The 17,347-nt window shown below is 42.7% G+C and carries 14 protein-coding genes and 1 tRNA gene; 4 read left to right on the top strand and 11 right to left on the bottom strand.

Translation table 11 applies throughout. The features are described 5' to 3' along the window. Positions 1–65: 65 nt before the first annotated feature. From FPZ43_RS07285 to FPZ43_RS07240, 10 genes are all read right to left on the bottom strand, one after another. The gene (locus tag FPZ43_RS07285; protein WP_146381212.1) at positions 66–842 is read right to left on the bottom strand and encodes a UDP-2,3-diacylglucosamine diphosphatase; all 777 of its coding nucleotides are present in this window, start codon (positions 840–842) and stop codon (positions 66–68) included. Positions 843–891: 49 nt separating this feature from the next. After that, positions 892–1,449: a DUF922 domain-containing protein gene (locus tag FPZ43_RS07280; RefSeq protein WP_146381211.1), complete on the bottom strand. Its 558-nt coding sequence runs from the start codon at positions 1,447–1,449 to the stop codon at positions 892–894. 21 nt (positions 1,450–1,470) lie between these two features. Continuing rightward, entirely contained in the window at positions 1,471–2,412 is a 942-nt protein-coding gene (locus FPZ43_RS07275) for an SPFH domain-containing protein (RefSeq protein ID WP_222430949.1), read from the bottom strand. Positions 2,413–2,460: 48 nt separating this feature from the next. Then, on the bottom strand, positions 2,461–2,895 hold the full coding sequence (locus FPZ43_RS07270; RefSeq protein ID WP_186461777.1) for an SRPBCC family protein: 435 nt from the start codon (positions 2,893–2,895) through the stop codon (positions 2,461–2,463). Positions 2,896–3,130: 235 nt separating this feature from the next. Next, positions 3,131–4,117, bottom strand: coding sequence for an L-histidine N(alpha)-methyltransferase (locus FPZ43_RS07265; protein ID WP_222430948.1), 987 nt, complete (start codon positions 4,115–4,117; stop codon positions 3,131–3,133). A gap of 8 nt (positions 4,118–4,125) precedes the next feature. Continuing rightward, positions 4,126–5,274 carry an ergothioneine biosynthesis protein EgtB gene (gene egtB, locus FPZ43_RS07260; protein WP_146381209.1) on the bottom strand — a complete coding sequence of 383 codons (1,149 nt, stop codon included), beginning with the start codon at positions 5,272–5,274 and terminating at the stop codon, positions 4,126–4,128. 5 nt (positions 5,275–5,279) lie between these two features. Then, on the bottom strand, positions 5,280–6,851 hold the full coding sequence (locus FPZ43_RS07255) for an ABC transporter permease/substrate-binding protein (RefSeq protein ID WP_146381208.1): 1,572 nt from the start codon (positions 6,849–6,851) through the stop codon (positions 5,280–5,282). Continuing rightward, on the bottom strand, positions 6,844–7,809 hold the full coding sequence (locus FPZ43_RS07250; RefSeq protein ID WP_146381207.1) for an ABC transporter ATP-binding protein: 966 nt from the start codon (positions 7,807–7,809) through the stop codon (positions 6,844–6,846). The genes FPZ43_RS07255 and FPZ43_RS07250 overlap by 8 nt, the downstream gene beginning before the upstream one ends. An 8-nt stretch (positions 7,810–7,817) precedes the next feature. Continuing rightward, positions 7,818–9,206, bottom strand: a complete 1,389-nt coding sequence (lpdA, locus tag FPZ43_RS07245) for a dihydrolipoyl dehydrogenase (protein ID WP_146381206.1) — start codon at positions 9,204–9,206, stop codon at positions 7,818–7,820. 1 nt (position 9,207) lies between these two features. Further along, complete coding sequence (locus FPZ43_RS07240) at positions 9,208–9,489, bottom strand: DUF427 domain-containing protein (protein ID WP_146381205.1); 282 nt, start codon at positions 9,487–9,489, stop codon at positions 9,208–9,210. 191 nt (positions 9,490–9,680) lie between these two features. Between FPZ43_RS07240 and FPZ43_RS07235 the strand changes: the two genes are divergently transcribed. Further along, positions 9,681–9,752: transfer RNA gene (locus FPZ43_RS07235), tRNA-Glu, on the top strand. A gap of 56 nt (positions 9,753–9,808) precedes the next feature. On the opposite strand, the gene FPZ43_RS07230 is transcribed toward FPZ43_RS07235, so the two are convergent. After that, positions 9,809–10,234, bottom strand: a complete 426-nt coding sequence (locus FPZ43_RS07230) for a DUF2147 domain-containing protein (protein ID WP_146381204.1) — start codon at positions 10,232–10,234, stop codon at positions 9,809–9,811. Positions 10,235–10,451: 217 nt separating this feature from the next. On the opposite strand from FPZ43_RS07230, the gene FPZ43_RS07225 reads away from it, so the two are divergent. The 3 genes from FPZ43_RS07225 to FPZ43_RS07215 all read left to right on the top strand — a co-directional run bounded on the left by FPZ43_RS07225 (position 10,452) and on the right by FPZ43_RS07215 (position 17,305). Further along, on the top strand, positions 10,452–12,110 hold the full coding sequence (locus tag FPZ43_RS07225) for a DUF6377 domain-containing protein (RefSeq protein WP_146381203.1): 1,659 nt from the start codon (positions 10,452–10,454) through the stop codon (positions 12,108–12,110). Positions 12,111–12,635: 525 nt separating this feature from the next. Then, positions 12,636–15,650 (top strand): SusC/RagA family TonB-linked outer membrane protein, encoded by a 3,015-nt coding sequence (locus FPZ43_RS07220; RefSeq protein ID WP_146381202.1) that lies wholly within the window; start codon positions 12,636–12,638, stop codon positions 15,648–15,650. Positions 15,651–15,661: 11 nt separating this feature from the next. After that, positions 15,662–17,305 (top strand): RagB/SusD family nutrient uptake outer membrane protein, encoded by a 1,644-nt coding sequence (locus FPZ43_RS07215; protein ID WP_146381201.1) that lies wholly within the window; start codon positions 15,662–15,664, stop codon positions 17,303–17,305. Positions 17,306–17,347: the final 42 nt, after the last annotated feature.

The following is a 17,347-nucleotide window of genomic DNA, read 5'->3' as shown; positions in this document are numbered from 1 at the left end:
AGCAGATTGTAAAAGATAGCTGCTGTGTCTCAATAGAATATGGCCGGTGTGATGATGCGTTGATATTACTTGGGTACGTAGCTCATTTTGCCGCCATCAAAAGATTTCAGTTCAACATCGTTACCATCAAATACGGCATAGGTAAAATTGCCTATCCAGTCACCAAGGTTAATATAACGGCTGTTGCTGCCGGGGATGGGTATATCTTTTGGTTTGTGGCGATGACCGCAAATAAAGTAGTCAAACTGATGGGTGGTTGCGAGCTCCTGGGCATAAAGCTCGATCCACTCCTGGGGGTGCAACTTTTCTTCGGCCATGCGTGCATTAGAAAGCTTACTTCCGTGCGACCATCTTGAGGCTATTCCTATGCCCAGGTTGGGGTGCAGCCTTGCAAATAACCACTGGCACAGCGGGCTGCGAAATATCTTTTTAAGCACCTTGTACTTTTTATCGCCGGGGCCAAGCCCGTCTCCGTGATGCAGATAAAACTTTTTGCCACTGCGCTCAAACTCCATTTCATTGCTTATGATGGTTGCATTCAGCTCCTTTTCAAAATAATCAAACATCCACATATCGTGGTTGCCTTTAAAAAAGTAAAGCTTTATGCCCGCGTCGGCCATTTCGGCCAGTTTGCCCAAAAAGCGAATATTGCCACGGGGTACAACGGTTGCATACTCAAACCAAAAATCAAAAACATCGCCTACCAGGAAAACCTCGGCAGCATCGTGGCGTATATGCTCCAGCCAACGCACAACGCGGGCTTCACGAACGGCGGCTTTTTCAACCCCATCAACCCCTAAATGAAAATCAGAAGCAAAGTAAATTTTAGTACCAGCAGGCATATTGCCCAAAAGTAATTATAAATGCACACATGGCAAGCTAATGTTCAACTCACAGGCTTGCAGTTTCCTGCGGCATAAATTGCAGGCGCTTTGCAAAGTATACGTCCCAACTGTGTTGCTGCTGTTTGTTTACACTATGCTCGGTATCTTCGTCATAATCAATATTAAGCTGCTTGTACTTGGCGTCAATGCGATTGAACACATCCATAGCCTCGTAGCGGTAGTTGGCTGTAAAACGGGTGCGTTGTATGGCTCTTAAAACTTCCTGTTGCTCCAGGTAGGCAATGGTGTAGTGCCCCTGTTCGTGCTTCAAAATTTCGTTAAGCTGGGCTTGCGATGTTATACGGTTCATATCAATCCATGAGCGGTCGCGGTTCATGGTGAGGCTCACATTGGCATGCACGCGGTAGTAGCCGTCGGCATGGTTGGCCTGGTAACTAAAATTTATGGTGCAATTGGTATAAGCCACCACGCCCCGGTTGTTTACACGTGGCATTCCCCTGAAATCATCAGGGGTTAACATACGGTGCGGCTGGGCCTTTGATGTTGCAATGCTAAGGCAAAACATACCCGCAGCGCATAGCACTTTAAAAATATTTTTAACCATTTTAACCGGCAGTAAAGTTTGTTACTTTTTGACTGCTTCGGTATGCAAAAGGTTTAAGCTCATCATTTCTTTCATGGTGCGCTGCATGCTATCTGCAGAGCCATCAAGGAAAATAACGTTGCCGGTTGAGTTTTCAGAAAAGTGTTTGATTGATTCGGTCCACATGGTAAACAGAATAACCGAGGTATCCATGTTGGCGCTTTGCATTTCTTTGGCAGCCATGGTCATACCCTTGGCTACTTCCTCGCGGAACAATGCTATACCCTGCCCGCGTAGCTGTGCTGCCTGACGCTCGGCCTCGGCAGATATTTTTATAGCGTTACCATCGGCTTCTGCAGCCTTGGTTTTTGTAATTAGTAAAGCCTGTCCTTCATTTTCGGCAGCCGCTTTAAGATTATTTGATGCTACTACCTGGCTCATTGATTTCATGATGATATCATCAAACGTAATATCGTTAAGCTGTAAGTCCTGCAAATGGTAACCCCAGTTCTCCAATATATTGTCTAATTGCTCTTTAACGTGTTCTACTATATCGCGACGAAGCACCAATACCTCGGCCTGTTTTTTTGTGGCTACAAACGCACGGATAGAACCTTCAACAGTACGGATAAGCGCCTGCATCAGGTTACGCTCGTCAACAAACTTAAAGGCGACGTTCTTAATCGTTTCTTCTTCCTGATTAAGTACCGAGTATAACAGCATGGCCTTGAAATAAACATTGGCCTGGTCATACGTAACCGCCTGGAACTCGAGCTCTACAGACCGGTTTTGAATAGATATTTTAGAGTATATGTTTTCTATTAAGGGGATCTTGAAGTTTAGGCCCGGCGTGAGTATGCGGCGGTACTTACCAAATATGGTTATAACTACAATTGTACCCTGTTTAACTGTTACAAATGAAGAGAACAATACAATGAGTACAAAAAATACGATGAGCAACAAGAGCATTGATGAAGGCGTCATTTAAGGTTGTTTTGTATAAATATAGGGCTTATAATTACAAAGGCAATATCAAGAGAGTGTTGCGAAGACTTTATCTAACTGATCGAACATTTTTTGCCATGCGTTGCCAACTATCTTAGGGTCGATGCCGGTTTGTTTAAAGGCGAGCAAACTGCCATCGCCATCGGGGTTTATATTTACTTCAATTGTGGTTGAGCCTGTGAAATGGTGGGGAACCTGCAAGGTAAATGATAAGCGTTGCGGGCGTACAATGCGCTTATAAATACCAAAATGGTCTATTAGTTGCCCGATAGACGTTTGCTCGATAATTGAAAAACAGCCCCCACCCTGCAAATCAATATCCACACTGCTTATGTTGCTGCTATCACTTTTAAAAAGCCATAGTTTTATCAATTCCGGATCGGTCCACGCGGCAAATAGATGCTGCGGATCCGCATCAAAATAGCGTTCAATAAAAACAGGCTCAAATAAATTTGCGCTCATAACACAAGTACAGTCAAAAAAATTATGGCGCATAAAAGTGCGCGCTACTTACAATTGGTTTTTTGTACCGTAGCTCGAGCTACAGCAACTTAACTGCAAATTTGAGGGAGAAAATTCGCAGTGCGAAAGTATCGAATTTTTGCAAAGCAAAATGCTTTATAACAAAAATTTCAATTAATGACTTTCGAAAAAGCGCAATGTTTTTCCTGGATATATGATACTTAAAACTGGGAAATTATACAGCCAGCCATACCGCATCTGTAAACCAATTTTTACTATCGGTAAAGTGCGCCGTTGCTTTAAAGCCTGCCTGGATGGCCATTTCTTCTGTTTGCGCCATGGTGTATTTCTGAGAAATTTCCATGAAAATATATTCGTCCTTCTCAAAATGAATAAGCTTGTCGCCCACCATTACCTCTTGCTGCGTAAGGCTTATCAGGTAGCTCCGGCAGGCACCGGTCTCGGGGTCGTAAACAGCGTAATGATCAAAGTTGTCTATATTAAAGTTGCCATGCAGCTCCCGGTTAATACGGTGCAGCAGATTAAGGTTAAATTGTTTGGTTATTCCTTCACTGTCGTTATAGGCTGCAAGTACCGTCTTTGGACTCTTTTTTAGGTCGATGCCTACAAATACCATGTCGCCCGGCGACAGGTGGCGGCGCAGTTCTTTTGCGAATTCCTGCGCATCAGCTACGGGCATGTTGCCAATATTGGAGCCAAGGAACATTACAACCTTGCGCCTGTTTGACATTGCCGCAGCCTTCTTAAGCATATCAAAGTATTCGCCGTTAAGACCTGTGATATTTATGCCCGGTAATGTTACCGGCAGGGTGATATTTAAAAGCGATATTACATTGTCTGAAATATCGATTGGCATATATGAGAAGTCAGCCTTGTTATCTATTAAGTAGCGTAGCAAGTGCGATGATTTTGTGGCATCACCGGCGCCAAGCTCAATAAGGTCGAAGGCGTCGCCATTACCCATCATTGCCTCGCAAATCTCTGCGGTTTGTGAGGTAAATATCTCCATTTCGCAATTGGTCGGATAATATTCGTCGCAACTCATCAGGTCCTGGAAGAGCTTATCGCCTGCGGCGTCGTAAAAGTATTTAGAATCGAGATGTTTTGGCGTTGAGCCAAGGCCGGCTATAACATCTTTATAAAATTGGCTATTCATGATTTGCGAATCGCAATCTTGTGGTGTTAGTGTATTACTTGCCATTGTTGACGTTATTTGGCCAGGCGTATGCCTGTAAACTGCCAGCGCAGTTCGGGTTGAAAGAAATTGCGGTAGGTGTTACGGCTATGGTCTGGCGACGTCACCTCTGAAGCGCCGCGTAAAACCTTTTGCCCCACCATAAATTTGCCGTTGTACTCGCCAATTGCGCCGGGTGCTTTAGCAAAGCCCGGGTAAGGAAGGTACGAACTTTCTGTCCATTCCCAGCGGCTGCCCCATTTAAATTGATTAGATGCTGCTTCCCACTCAAATTCGGTAGGCAGGCGCAGTCCTTTCCACGATGCGTAAGCATAAGCTTCGTAGTAGCTTATGTGGCATACGGGTTGGTGCGCAGTTACGGGCTGTAAGCCGTGATAAGTATAGTTGTGCCATTGCCCGTCAATATTGTGCCAGTACATAGGTGCCTCGGCCTTGTTTGTATTTACCCAGTCCCAACCGGCAGCATGCCAGTGGCGAAAGTCATGATAACCACCAGCTTCTATAAACTCTATGTACTCGGCATTGGTAACCAGATTGGGGCTTATTGCAAAGCTGTTTAAGTAAACTTTGTGGCGGTTATGCTCATTATCAAAGCTAAAGCCTTCGCCGTTAAAGCCTATTTCGTAAATACCCTCGTCTAGGGTTATCATGCCCGCATCGGTATGGTCAATCTCCGGCGTTTTATAATCGAGTGAGTAAGCAGGAAACAACGGATTATTGCCCAGTATGTATTTGATATCGGTAAGTAACAGTTCCTGATGCTGTTCTTCATGATTCAAACCAAGCACTAATAGTTCCTTAACATCATCAGTAACGCCTTCACTTAAAAAGTTGTACATGGCATCATCTAGATACTTACGGTAAAGCTGTATTTCGATAACGGTAGGGCGGCTTAAGTTGCCCCTGTCTGTACGGATTACGCGGTTACCTACAGTTTCATAGTAGCTGTTAAAGACGTAATTGAAGTTAGAATCATATTCCTGATAACCCATAAAATAGGGCTTGAGTATGAAAGTTTCAAAAAACCATGTAGTGTGGCCTATATGCCATTTGGGCGGGCTCACATCAACTACAGGCTGAACGACATAATCTTCGGTTTGCAGGGGGCTGCAAATGTCTTCGGTGCGTTGCCTCACCTTTTTATAACATTCGGATAAATCCATCGGTATTATTTGATTTCCAAATAGCGTTTAAGATCAGAAATTGTTTTGATATTAAGCTCGTTTGCCTGCTTTTGTCTCATCATTAAAGCATAGGCATTATTAAAGCCAATGGGTTTCAGCCATTTGATCTTATATTTTTCCTGAAACTGCCGCTGTACATAATTGTAGGTACTATCCTTACTTGCTTGCAGCCGCGTAACGGTTTGGGTAGGCGCCTGTAAAATAGCAAGCAAGCCGGTGCCGGTATATTCGGGATAGAAGTCGATCTGATTGTTAGTAAGGGCATCAAAGCAAATTTTGGTTCCACCCAGGCCCGTTTTGGTGGCTACATCATAGTCGGTATAGCCTTTTATCAGCATGGCATATATGCTGGCCAAAATGTATTGCTCACCAAATATTTTTGAGCCGATGCGCACAATGCCGTTTTTGCCGCCCTTATCGGGTTTTAAAAGGTTTTTGGATTGCAGGAAATCTTTGGCCACCCGCTCGGGCGTTTGGTGCAGGTAATCGGTACGGTAGTTTAAGTCGGTCATAACCGAATCAGTTATCAGCCCGGAAAGTAAGTTAAGTGTTTTTTCAAGCTCAGGGAAGTTCTTTAAAGCATCCTCACGCACAATAGGGGCTGCATAATAGGGCGGAAAAATCTTTTTATCGTCATCCAGTACAACCAAATCATAGGCCTTTAACCGACCATCGGTAGAGTAGCCGCTTATAACGTCCAGTTCTTTCTCCTGCGCAGCCTTATACATTACTGCATCATTTATAACAATGGTGTGTATTTTAAGGCCATATTTGCTGACTAAACCAAGATTGCCATCCTGGCGACCCATAAATTCGGGCGTAAAGCCTGCGGTAAGTTTGCTGCCGTATGCCGAGGGAATGAAGTAAAGGCAGGCGAGTAATACGAGCAGCACAGGAGCGGCCTTTACGGCACCCCTTATTTTTTTAAAGTTGAGCCTCTGTAATCGTGATAGCAGGAAATCAAACAAAATGGCCAATAGTGCGGCAGGTATTGCACCTGCCAAAATCATGTTGGTGTTGTTAAGCGATATGCCGCCAAAGATAAACTCGCCTAATCCGCCTGCTGCTATGTAAGATGCCAGGGTAGCTACACCTACGTTAATTACCGTGGCTGTGCGTATCCCCGCCAAAATAACGGGCATGGCTAACGGTAGCTCCACTTTAAACAGTACCTGCCACTTGTTAAGGCCCATAGCAATGGCTGCTTCCTTCACAGCGGGGTTAACACCTGTAATGCCTGTGTAAGTATTGCGTATAATAGGTAACAGTGCATAAAGTAACAGCGCAACAATGGCAGGCTTGGCACCAATGCCTAAAACCGGGATCATAAAACCGAGCAGCGCAATGCTGGGTATAGTTTGCAATACGCCGGCTATGCCCAATACCAGGCCCGATATTTTTTTTTGACGGGTGATGTATATGCCAAGCGGTAAGCCAATAATCACCGCAATAAGTAACGAGATAAAGGTAAGGCCTATGTGTTGCAGGGTTTGTACGCCAAGCTTATCGGCCTGCTGCTGCATAAACTCGAACAGGGTTTGCTGATGCTCATTCATGCGGCTGTTGTATTTTAAACTGTGAATAAGCAGACATCAACTCATCAAACGTAACAGACTTAACTTCCCGGTTTTGCTGGTTTAACAGGTTGATGGTTTCGCGCGGGAAGAATTTAAAATTTTTCAACGCCTCCCAAACACCGGCTGTAGCAGGGATTAAAGATGTGTTTATTTTTCGGCCGCCGGTTGGCAGGTAGTCCCAAATGTTTGCAAGCTTTACAGCCCGTAATTCCAATTGCAGACGCTGGTGTTGTAAAAAACCACGTACAAAATCGTTTACGGGGTTAAAAAGTAATTCGGTAGGTGTTCCCGTTTGCACTATACGGCCATTATCCATTAAAGCAATCCTGTCGGCAAGTTCAAAAGCTTCCTGCACATCGTGCGTTACCATTATGATGGTTTTGCGCTTTAGTTCGTCAAGGGCCTTAAATTCATCATGTATTTTTGAGCGGGTGACATTATCAAGCGCGCCAAATGGTTCGTCCATCAACAACACAGGCGGATTGGCAGCCAGTGCCCTCGCCAGGCCTACACGTTGCTGCTGTCCGCCGCTAAGTTCATGAGGGTAGGCATCAAGATGATCTTTCGATAAATGTAGTTTCTGAATTAGCTCGTCAACCCTTGATAGCGTTTTGGCCTTGTCCCATTTTAAAAGGCTTGGCACAACGGCAATATTTTGCGCCACAGTGTAATGGGGAAACAATCCGTTGTTTTGAAGTACATAACCCATGTTGCGGCGAAGATCCTCGGCAGGCTGTGCATTAATATTTTCATTGTTGATTGTTATCGATCCGCTGTCGGGTTCGATCAGCCTGTTTAGCATTTTAAGCAACGTGGTTTTACCGCAGCCGCTTGTGCCGAGTAATACCATATTTTCGCCATCGTTAACTTCGAAAGAAATATTATCGACTGCCTTTACCGTCCCAAATGATTTTACAAGATTTTCAACTTTTATCATCGGGCGGCTTAGGGTTCCAGGGTCATAAATAAATTGTTGAGCGATTCCGAATAAGTTGGGTGCGCAAACACGCAGTACCTGATCCTATCATAAGTGATGCCGCCCTCCATCGCCATCTGCAATACCGACATGATCTCCCCGCCTTCGCTACCCAAAATAGCTACTCCTAAAATCTTTTTGGTTTTAGCGTCAACAATAGCTTTCATCATGCCCCGGGTGTCGCCGGTTTCAATTGCGCGGGCAACATGGGCCATGGGTAGTTTGGCCACCTTGTAATTCAACCCTTTTTCTTTTGCTTCGGCCTCTGTTATACCTATCCGACCAAGTTCAGGGTCGGTAAACATACAATACGGTACCGGGCGATTGCGCGTACTTAAGTTTTGTTTGTCGATAAGGTTGCGGTAAACAATGGTAAAATCATTGTATGAGATATGTGTAAAAGCAGGACCGCCCTTAACGTCACCAAGCGCGTAAATGCCTTTAACGTTTGTTTCCAGTTTGGTATTTACCAATATGTGGCCCTTACCGTCGGTTTTTACACCCGTTTTATCCAGCCCTAATGTGTCGGTTTGCGGGGCACGGCCAATAGCTACCAGTACGTGGCTACACTTAATTTTTTCTTCGGTACCACCTGTTTTTACTGTAGCCGTTATTTTACCTGCTGCTTTTTGCTTGAAGCGAATTACATTGGCACCACTACGAATAGTTATATTTTCCTGTTCAAGAATATTTGTTATTTCCTGAGATATATCTTCATCCTCATGAGCAAGTATCCTTGCGGATTTTTCGATAATGGTAATCTTGCTGCCAAAGCGGGCAAACATCTGCCCAAATTCCAGCCCTATGTAGTTACCACCAATAATCAACAGATGTTCGGGAACCTCTTCGAGTTCCATAATGGTGGTTGATGTAAGATAGTTGATACTATCCAATCCTTCCACATCGTGCGGGATAACAGGTTTAGCGCCGGTATTAATAAATACTTGATCGGCTTTAAATTCCTGTGTACCATCTTTCTTAGTTGTGACAGCTATGGTCTTGGGCCCCGTGAAAGATGCCTCTCCAAATAAAACATCGAGATTAGGCGTATTCTCGGCAGCCTTTAACCCTCCATTGCGAGACTTAAGCACTATCTCATCCTTATGCTTTTTTACCTGGCGTAAATCAACCTTGTAGCCTTTTATGGTTACGCCCATGTCATTGCATTTGCTGGCAAGGTATGCCACGCGTGCGCTTGCTATCATTGTTTTGGTTGGCGTGCAGCCATCATTAACGCAAGTGCCTCCAAAGAAGCGTTTTTCGACAATTAAAGTTTTTTTACCTGCGGCGGCAAGTTTTTTAGCCAGTGGTGCCCCGGCTTGTCCGGATCCAATTACAATTGCGTCGTACTGTTTCATATTAGTCGGTTATCTTAACACCTTTCCAAAAGGCAACATAGCCGGCAATTTGTTTGGCAGCGTCCTTTGGCTCGGGGTAATACCATGCCGCGTCTTTGTTGGTTTGTCCGCCAGCTTCGATACTGTAATAAGATGCAAGGCCTTTCCACGGGCAAGTGGTGTGAGTAGCAGATTCCTTCAAAAGATCGGTCCTTACACTTTCTTTTGGGAAGTAATGATTATTTTCAACTACGATGGTATCATTGCTTTCGGCTATAACCTGATCGTTCCAAATGGCTTTCATATATAATGGGAGATGATTTTATAAATTTATTGTATAATTAGATGATTTAAAAGCAGGGCTAACAGCTTTTTGTTTGTCGAACTAAATTATTATTACTGATAGCCAGCCATTTAAATTTTTTTTGAAATAAAATTTTAAAAAATGTTTTTAACGTTTATCTTTGCAGTCCCAAAACAAGGGAAACATATTAAGGCCCGTTCGTCTAGGGGTTAGGACGCCAGATTTTCATTCTGGAAACAGGGGTTCGATTCCCCTACGGGCTACTAAAACGCCGATCTCTTACAAGAGATCGGCGTTTTTCATTTATTCCATCTTTGTTTTATTTAACCCTCTTCCAATATTGCGATTTCCCAAATAGCGAAATCCCTTTATATCCTCTAACCTTCATTGTGCCGTCAGCATTCATTCTAAGGTAACACTTATAGGTGTTTTGGCTTTTCGGATCGAATATCATTCCGTCCCACCTGTTATCGCCATTAAACTTCAAATCACGTAAAATATAAATTCCAAGCAGGCTTATTGGCAGATTAATGTGAATTGATTTATCAATATTTAAGGTGGCATTGCTCAGCTTTCCAAAATATAAGCTGTCTTGTTTGCTAATGGTGATCTGAGCTTTTTGATCTTGTGTTTGCCAAACGCCGATAATATGATCTCCTGCCAGTTTTTGGCTATAGGTAGTGTCTTGTGCTTTTAGCGGAATGTAAAATGCTGAGATTAAGATAAGAATGATGATGCTTTTCATGGATTGAGTTAGTTTATCTGACAATGATATCTAATTCAATTAAGTTTCAAATAAAAAGGTAAGCTTAAGAGGGTGCACTCAATTCAACATGTTAAGCATCTCGATAAATTCAAAACCAGATTTTGTAACTAAGCAGCAATGCAGTACTGGTAAAACCAATTTACTTAGAAGGAAATATTGGCATTAAAAGGTAATTTAGCCATTATTTCTGCTGCATATGAAAATTTTATTGGTGTTATTAATAAATGTTCTTTTGCCTATAGCGACTTATAGCAGCCCGGTTAGTGATAGTTTACTAACAGTTTTAAAAAACGAAATCACAAATAAAAAGATTTACGATAAGGCTAAAGAAATAAGAATAAATCAATTAAGAAAGCAACTGCACCAAACCGCTGTTAATGATTTAAATAGGCAGTACCACCTTAGTAATAAATTATATTTGGAGTACAAGGACTACCTCTTCGACTCGGCACACATTTACACAACCAAACTCATAGATATAAGCAATCGTATCCCGGATATGGCTAAGCAATATGATAGCCGTATAAAACTGGCTACCATACAACTTTCCTGGGGCATGTTCAAAGAAACCTTTGACGGCATCTATCAAATGGATTCCAAAAAAATGCCCGATAGCTTGAAGATTAAATATTATGAACTAAAGTCGATAGCGTATGGTCGTCTTGCACTTTATAATACTGATGAGAATTACAACGCTGATCATAAGGCGGCATCACTTAAGGCGCTTGATTCCGTTGTGTTATTATCAAAGCCCGGGTCTTATGAAAGGCATTTCTATGCCGCAGCTTATTACAAGCGTTTAGGGCATGACGCTAAAGCAGAAGCGCATTATCGTGCATTATTGAACATGGACAAATTAACCCAACACCAAAAGGCCATGGTGGCACACGATTTAAGCCACATAACTGACGACAACGAGAAAAGGAACCTAATTACGGTTTCTGCTATTGCAGATATAAGATCTTCTACAAAAGAAACCCTGGCAATATTTACATTAGGTAAAATGCTTTTTGAGCAGGGCAACCTAACAGATGCCGAAATTTTAATTAAAGAGGCCCTGAGCCAGGCAAGCTTTTACGGGAATAAGCTGCGTGTGATGGAAGCCTCAACCGCGCTGAACGCAGTTTTGGCCGAGAAGCTTATTCGGTTGGAGAGCGGGAAAAATAAGCTTTTGACTTTCCTGATCATTGTGCTGGTTTTGGCTATTTGCGGGACATTAATTATTGCAAAAAAAGTGTATGACAGGCTTAAGGTAGTAAGGTTAAGAGAAGCAAAAGTATTAGAGCAAAATCAGCACCTCGACCAAATGAACAAAAAATTAGCCGAGGATGCCATCATTAAAGAAGAGTATATAGGCTATTTCTTTAGTAGTATTTCGGCCAATATCTCGCAGCGCGAAAAGCTAAAGCGATCTATGGAGCGCATCATTAAAACAGAAAGCCTTAAGGATCTTCAAAACCTCGTTAAAAGTATTGATGTAAAGCAGGAGAGAGCCACGTTATTTAACACTTTCGATCATATTTTTCTTAAGCTATTCCCCAATTTTATTACATCATTCAATAAACTATTGCCAGAGGTAGATCATGTAATTCCAAAGAAAACGGAAGTATTAAACACCAGCCTGAGAATATTTGCTTTAATGAGGTTGGGCATAAAAGAAAACCAAACTATTGCTAACATCTTAGAAAACACAGTAAGCACTATATATACTTATAAATTCAGGATTAAATCTAAAGCTTTAGTTAAAGGAGATGAGTTTGATAAAATGATTATGCAAATCAAATTTAGTAACCCTGATGACTACAAGTATGCAAATGACGGTTCGCAGGCCACGGAAGAACAGTATATCCAATAATAGCTGGTTTAATTAATAGGAAAGTGTCGAAAAAAAGTTTGATTTTTTCGACACTTTTTATTTATAAGTAATTGTAAATCATTTTGATAAATATTTAGGGCTTTTGATTTTATTCCGCTCGGTGCCTGGGATGGTAATATTATAAGTTACATTAAACAACTTTGTGAAAAGGCGGCTTGGCCCGTTTGCATCAAACCTATTTTCAATCTTTTAGCTCAAGGCTAAGATCACCATACAAATAAACTCTTTACATGGAGCGGCAATCGGATATGAATGCTTGCAGGGGCTTGTTATGCTTTTTAAAAAGCATGCTTTTGACGGATTTTTTAAACCTCATCATAACAGATTATTGACTAATTACTTCAACTAAACCCTCACTAATGCGTCTGAAAGCCCAATAATTTCTATGCTATTTTAAGATAGCAGCTATCTGGATAGCCAAACCTCACAAACAAGGGATAGGTGATATATTCTATCCCCCAAAAACCAATAAATAAATTCTAACAAAGATCTAACCAATCGCGTATGAAAAATACTTTACTTAAGATCACAGCTTTATCCGCTGTTGTTTTATTAAGTGATCCAGCTTTGGCAAATGCCGCTGTTGGATTCAAGCCGACGCTCTACAAAGTGGGAAATAATGCAGCGGCGGTAAATATTCAAAAGGAAATTACCGGAACGGTAGTTGACGACAAAGGTACACCACTGCCGGGTGTAACCGTAAAAAACCTAAGCTCGGGCAAGGCCGTAGTTACAGATGTAAACGGTATTTTCCGTATAGATGCAAACGCAGACGATACACTCAGCTTTACTTTTATTGGTTTTGCCACGCAAAATCAAAAAGCTGGGCAGGGTGGTTATACCGTAAAACTGGGCTTGGCAAGCACAAGTCTTGATGAGGTTACGGTAGTAAGCGTAGGCTACGGCACAAAAAACCTGAAAGAAGTGACCTCGGCCACATCACACGTTGGCCCGGAAGATTTCAGGCAAACTGGCTCGCGTAATCCTTTAGACCTTATACAGGGTAAAGTTGCCGGTTTGCAAATAACCCGCACAAGCGGCTCAAACCCAAACAGCGGCGTAGCAGTGCAATTACGTGGTGCAGTAACCGTAACAGGCAGTGCCAGCCCATTATACGTAATTGATGGTATACCAGGTGGTAACCTCGATCTGTTACAACAGGATGATATCGAATCAATCGACGTGCTGAAAGACGGTGCAGGTGCGGCTATTTATGGTTCAACGGCCAACGCAGGTGTAATTATCATCACCACAAAAAAGGGAAGAAAAGGGCCGCCGCAATTCAACTATTCGTCATACATCCGTAAGGAGTATCTGAACCAGCGATTGAAGTTTTTAACACCACAGCAATTCCGTGACCGTATTGCATCAGGCGATATAAGGCAGCAGGATTTTGGCAGTTCAACAAACTTTTATGATCAGCTTATCAATCACGATAACTTTAGCCAAAACCACAACCTTGCCTTATCTGGTGGTAGCGACAAAACTAATTACCGCGCAAGTATAAACTACCGCGATCTGCAAGGTATAGCTAAAGAAAACGGCAGGAAAGATTATACCGTGCGTTTGAATATAAACCAAACCGGTTTAAATGACAGGCTTAAAATGCAGGTTAATTTGGCTACTAACTTAAACAATGCCAATTTGTTGGGTGGCGAGGGCTTTGAAAGCGAACTTACCAAAAACCCAACGCTATCAAACTTTAACCCGGATGGTACCTATCGCTTTGATTTAACAAGCCGTAACGAGCTTGCACGCCTGGCGCAGGAAACCAACTACCGTAAACAGCAAACCAGTTCAGCAGACGTTAAAGCCGACCTTACAATTATCGACGGGCTTACACTATCTGCATTTGGTTCGGCTTTGAGGGATAACAGGGTTGATGGCCAATACATACTTAAAGCAGGCGAAAACTCTGTAGAAAATACAGACTTTCCACGCGGTGGTTATGCTGCAAGGGGTACATTCCTGTCTCAGGATTATGCTTTTGAGCCGACAATTCAATACAACCGCTTATTTCAAGGGAAGCATAACGTAACAGTGCTGGGTGGTTATAGCTACAGGTACCATATCGAAGAAGGCTTCAGCGCATCAAACCGTGGCTTTATAAACGACCTTTTCCACGAAGATAATCTTGGCCAGGGCTCTGCACTTGGTTTGGGTAAAGCTTCCATGTCAAGTAATAAAAATGACAATACGCTTGTTGCCTTGTTTGGAAGGTTAAACTACTCATTCAACGGTAAATATCTTGCAACCGTATCTATCAGGAGAGAGGGATCTTCAAGGTTTGGTAACAATAACAAATTCGGAAATTTCCCGGCAGCATCAGCGGCTTGGGTAGTATCTGAAGAAGATTTCCTAAAAAACGTAACTTTTATCAATAGCTTAAAAATTAGAGGTGGTTACGGTGAAACAGGTAACAGTGGTTTTGCCAACAACGCTTCGCGCGTAACGTTAGGTGGCGGCGGTCGTTACATTTACCCTGATGGCCAATACCTGGAAACATACGGTCCTAACCGTAACCCTAACCCAAATTTGAGGTTCGAGCGTAAGCGAGAAGTAAACATTGGTACTGAGTTTACCATGTTTAATAACAGGTTATCTGGTACGATAGATTTATTTAACCGTACTGTAAAAGACCTGTTGGACACCTATACATCTCCGCAGCCACCGTATGTACAAAGCAATTTATACACAAACGTTGGCCAGATTTCATCAAAAGGTATTGAGGTGGCGTTAAGCTATGCAGCAATCAAGAAAAAAGATTTTAGCTGGGATGTAGATGTTACCGCAAGTACTTTAAAAAACACGCTTGATTCTTATTCAAATGATGAGTACAAAGTTTTATACAAAACTTTCGGTGGCATTGGCGGCGCTGGTGACCTTGGCGATGCAATTACAACTTACGAGGGCCGTAGCCTTGGCGAGTTTTGGGGTAAACGTTTTGCAGGATTCACTGCCGATGGTAAATGGTTGTTTTATAACAGAAATGGCGAAGCAATTTCAAATACGCAAATCAATAACTCTAAAGATCGTAACGTAACCGACCTTGCACTTATTGGTAATGCCGTACCTAAGTACTATGCATCATTAAATAACAACTTCAGGTATAAAAACTTCAACTTAAGAATTTTCTTAAGGGGTAAGTTTGACTTTGATATTCTTAACACCACAGCACTATCATACGCTAACAGGACCTGGAGCGGCAACTTATTACAAAGCACGTTTACCAAATACGCCCAAATTAACGATACGTACCAGTACTCGAATTACTACATAGAAAGCGGTACATACGTAAAGCTTGATGAGGTTACGCTTGGCTACAACTTTAAGCTGAAAACCAAGTACATGAATAGATTATACATCTATTTCACCGGCCAAAACCTTGCTACTATAACAGGTTACACCGGTAGCGATCCGGATTACATCCAGGATACTGGTACATCACCGGGTGTTGATAGCAGAAGTGCGTACCCAAGCACAAGATCATTTGTTTTTGGAGTAAACGTTGGATTTTAATTTAAAGGGACATGAAAAGTAAATATATCATCTATATAGGGTTGTTTGCCGTTCTGATCACTACGGCCTGCAAAAAGCAATTACAGGAAAACGCATATGATCAGTTAATTGCTGATAACTTTTATAACAATAAAACCGAAGTGCTATCGGCTGTATTAAGGCCGTACACACATGCTAATGCCTGGGTTACACCATCTGGCCAGGATGGCTGGTGGCGGCCTGCCGAGTTATCTGCCGATCAATTGGCATGGCCTACAAAGGGCCGCCATGGCGAAGACGGTGGTAAATGGAAACGCCTGCATTACCATACCTGGACAACCGACGAAAACGGATTGAACAACGCATGGCGTTTAATGTACACAGGCGTGGGCTATTGTAATGACCCTATCGAGAACATCGAGAAAAGAAGCCTTGCCCAAATGGGAATAACTCAAGCTGAAAAAGACTCGTACATAGCCGAGCTTAAATTATTGCGTGCTTTCCACTATTTAAAATTGATGGACCTTTTTGGTAACATACCTGTAGTAACGCAGGTTGGTATACCTACCAGGCCCGAAACAATGCCGCGAGCAGAAGTTTTCAATTTTATTGAGAAGGAGATTAAAGAGAATATTGACAAAGCACCAAAACTATCAAGAGGCCAGCTTGGCCGTATGTCTCAGGCATCTGGTTACGCCATGCTGGTTGAGCTTTACTTAAACGCCGAGGTTTGGTCTGGTACACAACGCTGGGATGATTGTATTGCAGCGGCCGATCAATTGATTAACGGTGCAGGTGGTGCCCAAAATGGAACTATGGCTCTTGATCCAAACATTACAGATCAGTTTAAAACTACCAATGATCTTTCTAAAGAAGTGATTTTCTCTATTGCTTATAACTATTCTGTGGCAAATTTCCAGCCATCATGGACGGGTGAGTTTTACCACTTTAAGCAACAGGAAATTTATGGCGGCGGCCGTAACGGTAACGATGGTGTAGTAGTGGTACCTGGTAATTACACAACCTATGATGCTGCAGATTTACGCAGATCAAACTGGTTGCTTATAGGCCCGATGGTGAAATTTGCCGACGGTGTAACGCCTGTACTTGCATCTGAAGAGTACAATGGTTCGCAACTGGTATTTGTTGATAACATCCGCAGGAACAAAACAAACTCAACCGTGTCAAACATGAGCGAGGGCGAAGAAAACAGCGGCGTGCGTTTCAACAAGTACAAACTTGGCAATCAAATTGCGGGTCCGGGTGGCGTACCTGCTATTGATCCAAACTATAATAATACCGACTGGAATGTTTACCGCCTTACCTGGGTTTACTTTGCAAAGGCAGAAGCCCTTATGCGAAAAGCCGGTGGCGGTGCAACTGCCGAGGCTATTCGTTTGGTAAACGAATGTAAAAAACGTGCTTTCAGCGCTGCCGACTTTGAGTCTCGTGCTTATACTATCGGTACACTTACACTTGATGAACTACTGGCCGAGCGTGGCCGCGAATTTATCTTTGAAGGATTCAGACGCGACGACATGATAAGGTTTGGCAAATTTACCACCGCAAGCTGGTGGGATCACAGCCCAACTACAGCTACAAAATCGCTATTCCCTATCCCGCAACAACAAAGGGATCTCAACGTAAACCTGAAACAAAATCCGGGTTACAACTAACAACTTAAACCAGGGTGTTTATACACCCTGGTTTTTTTTATA

Origin of the sequence: Mucilaginibacter pallidiroseus, from assembly GCF_007846085.1 — a bacterium.
GTDB classification, from domain to species: Bacteria; Bacteroidota; Bacteroidia; order Sphingobacteriales; family Sphingobacteriaceae; genus Mucilaginibacter; species Mucilaginibacter pallidiroseus.
The sequence above is the reverse complement of the archived record's forward strand: the minus strand, read 5'-3'. Positions and strand labels throughout refer to the sequence as shown.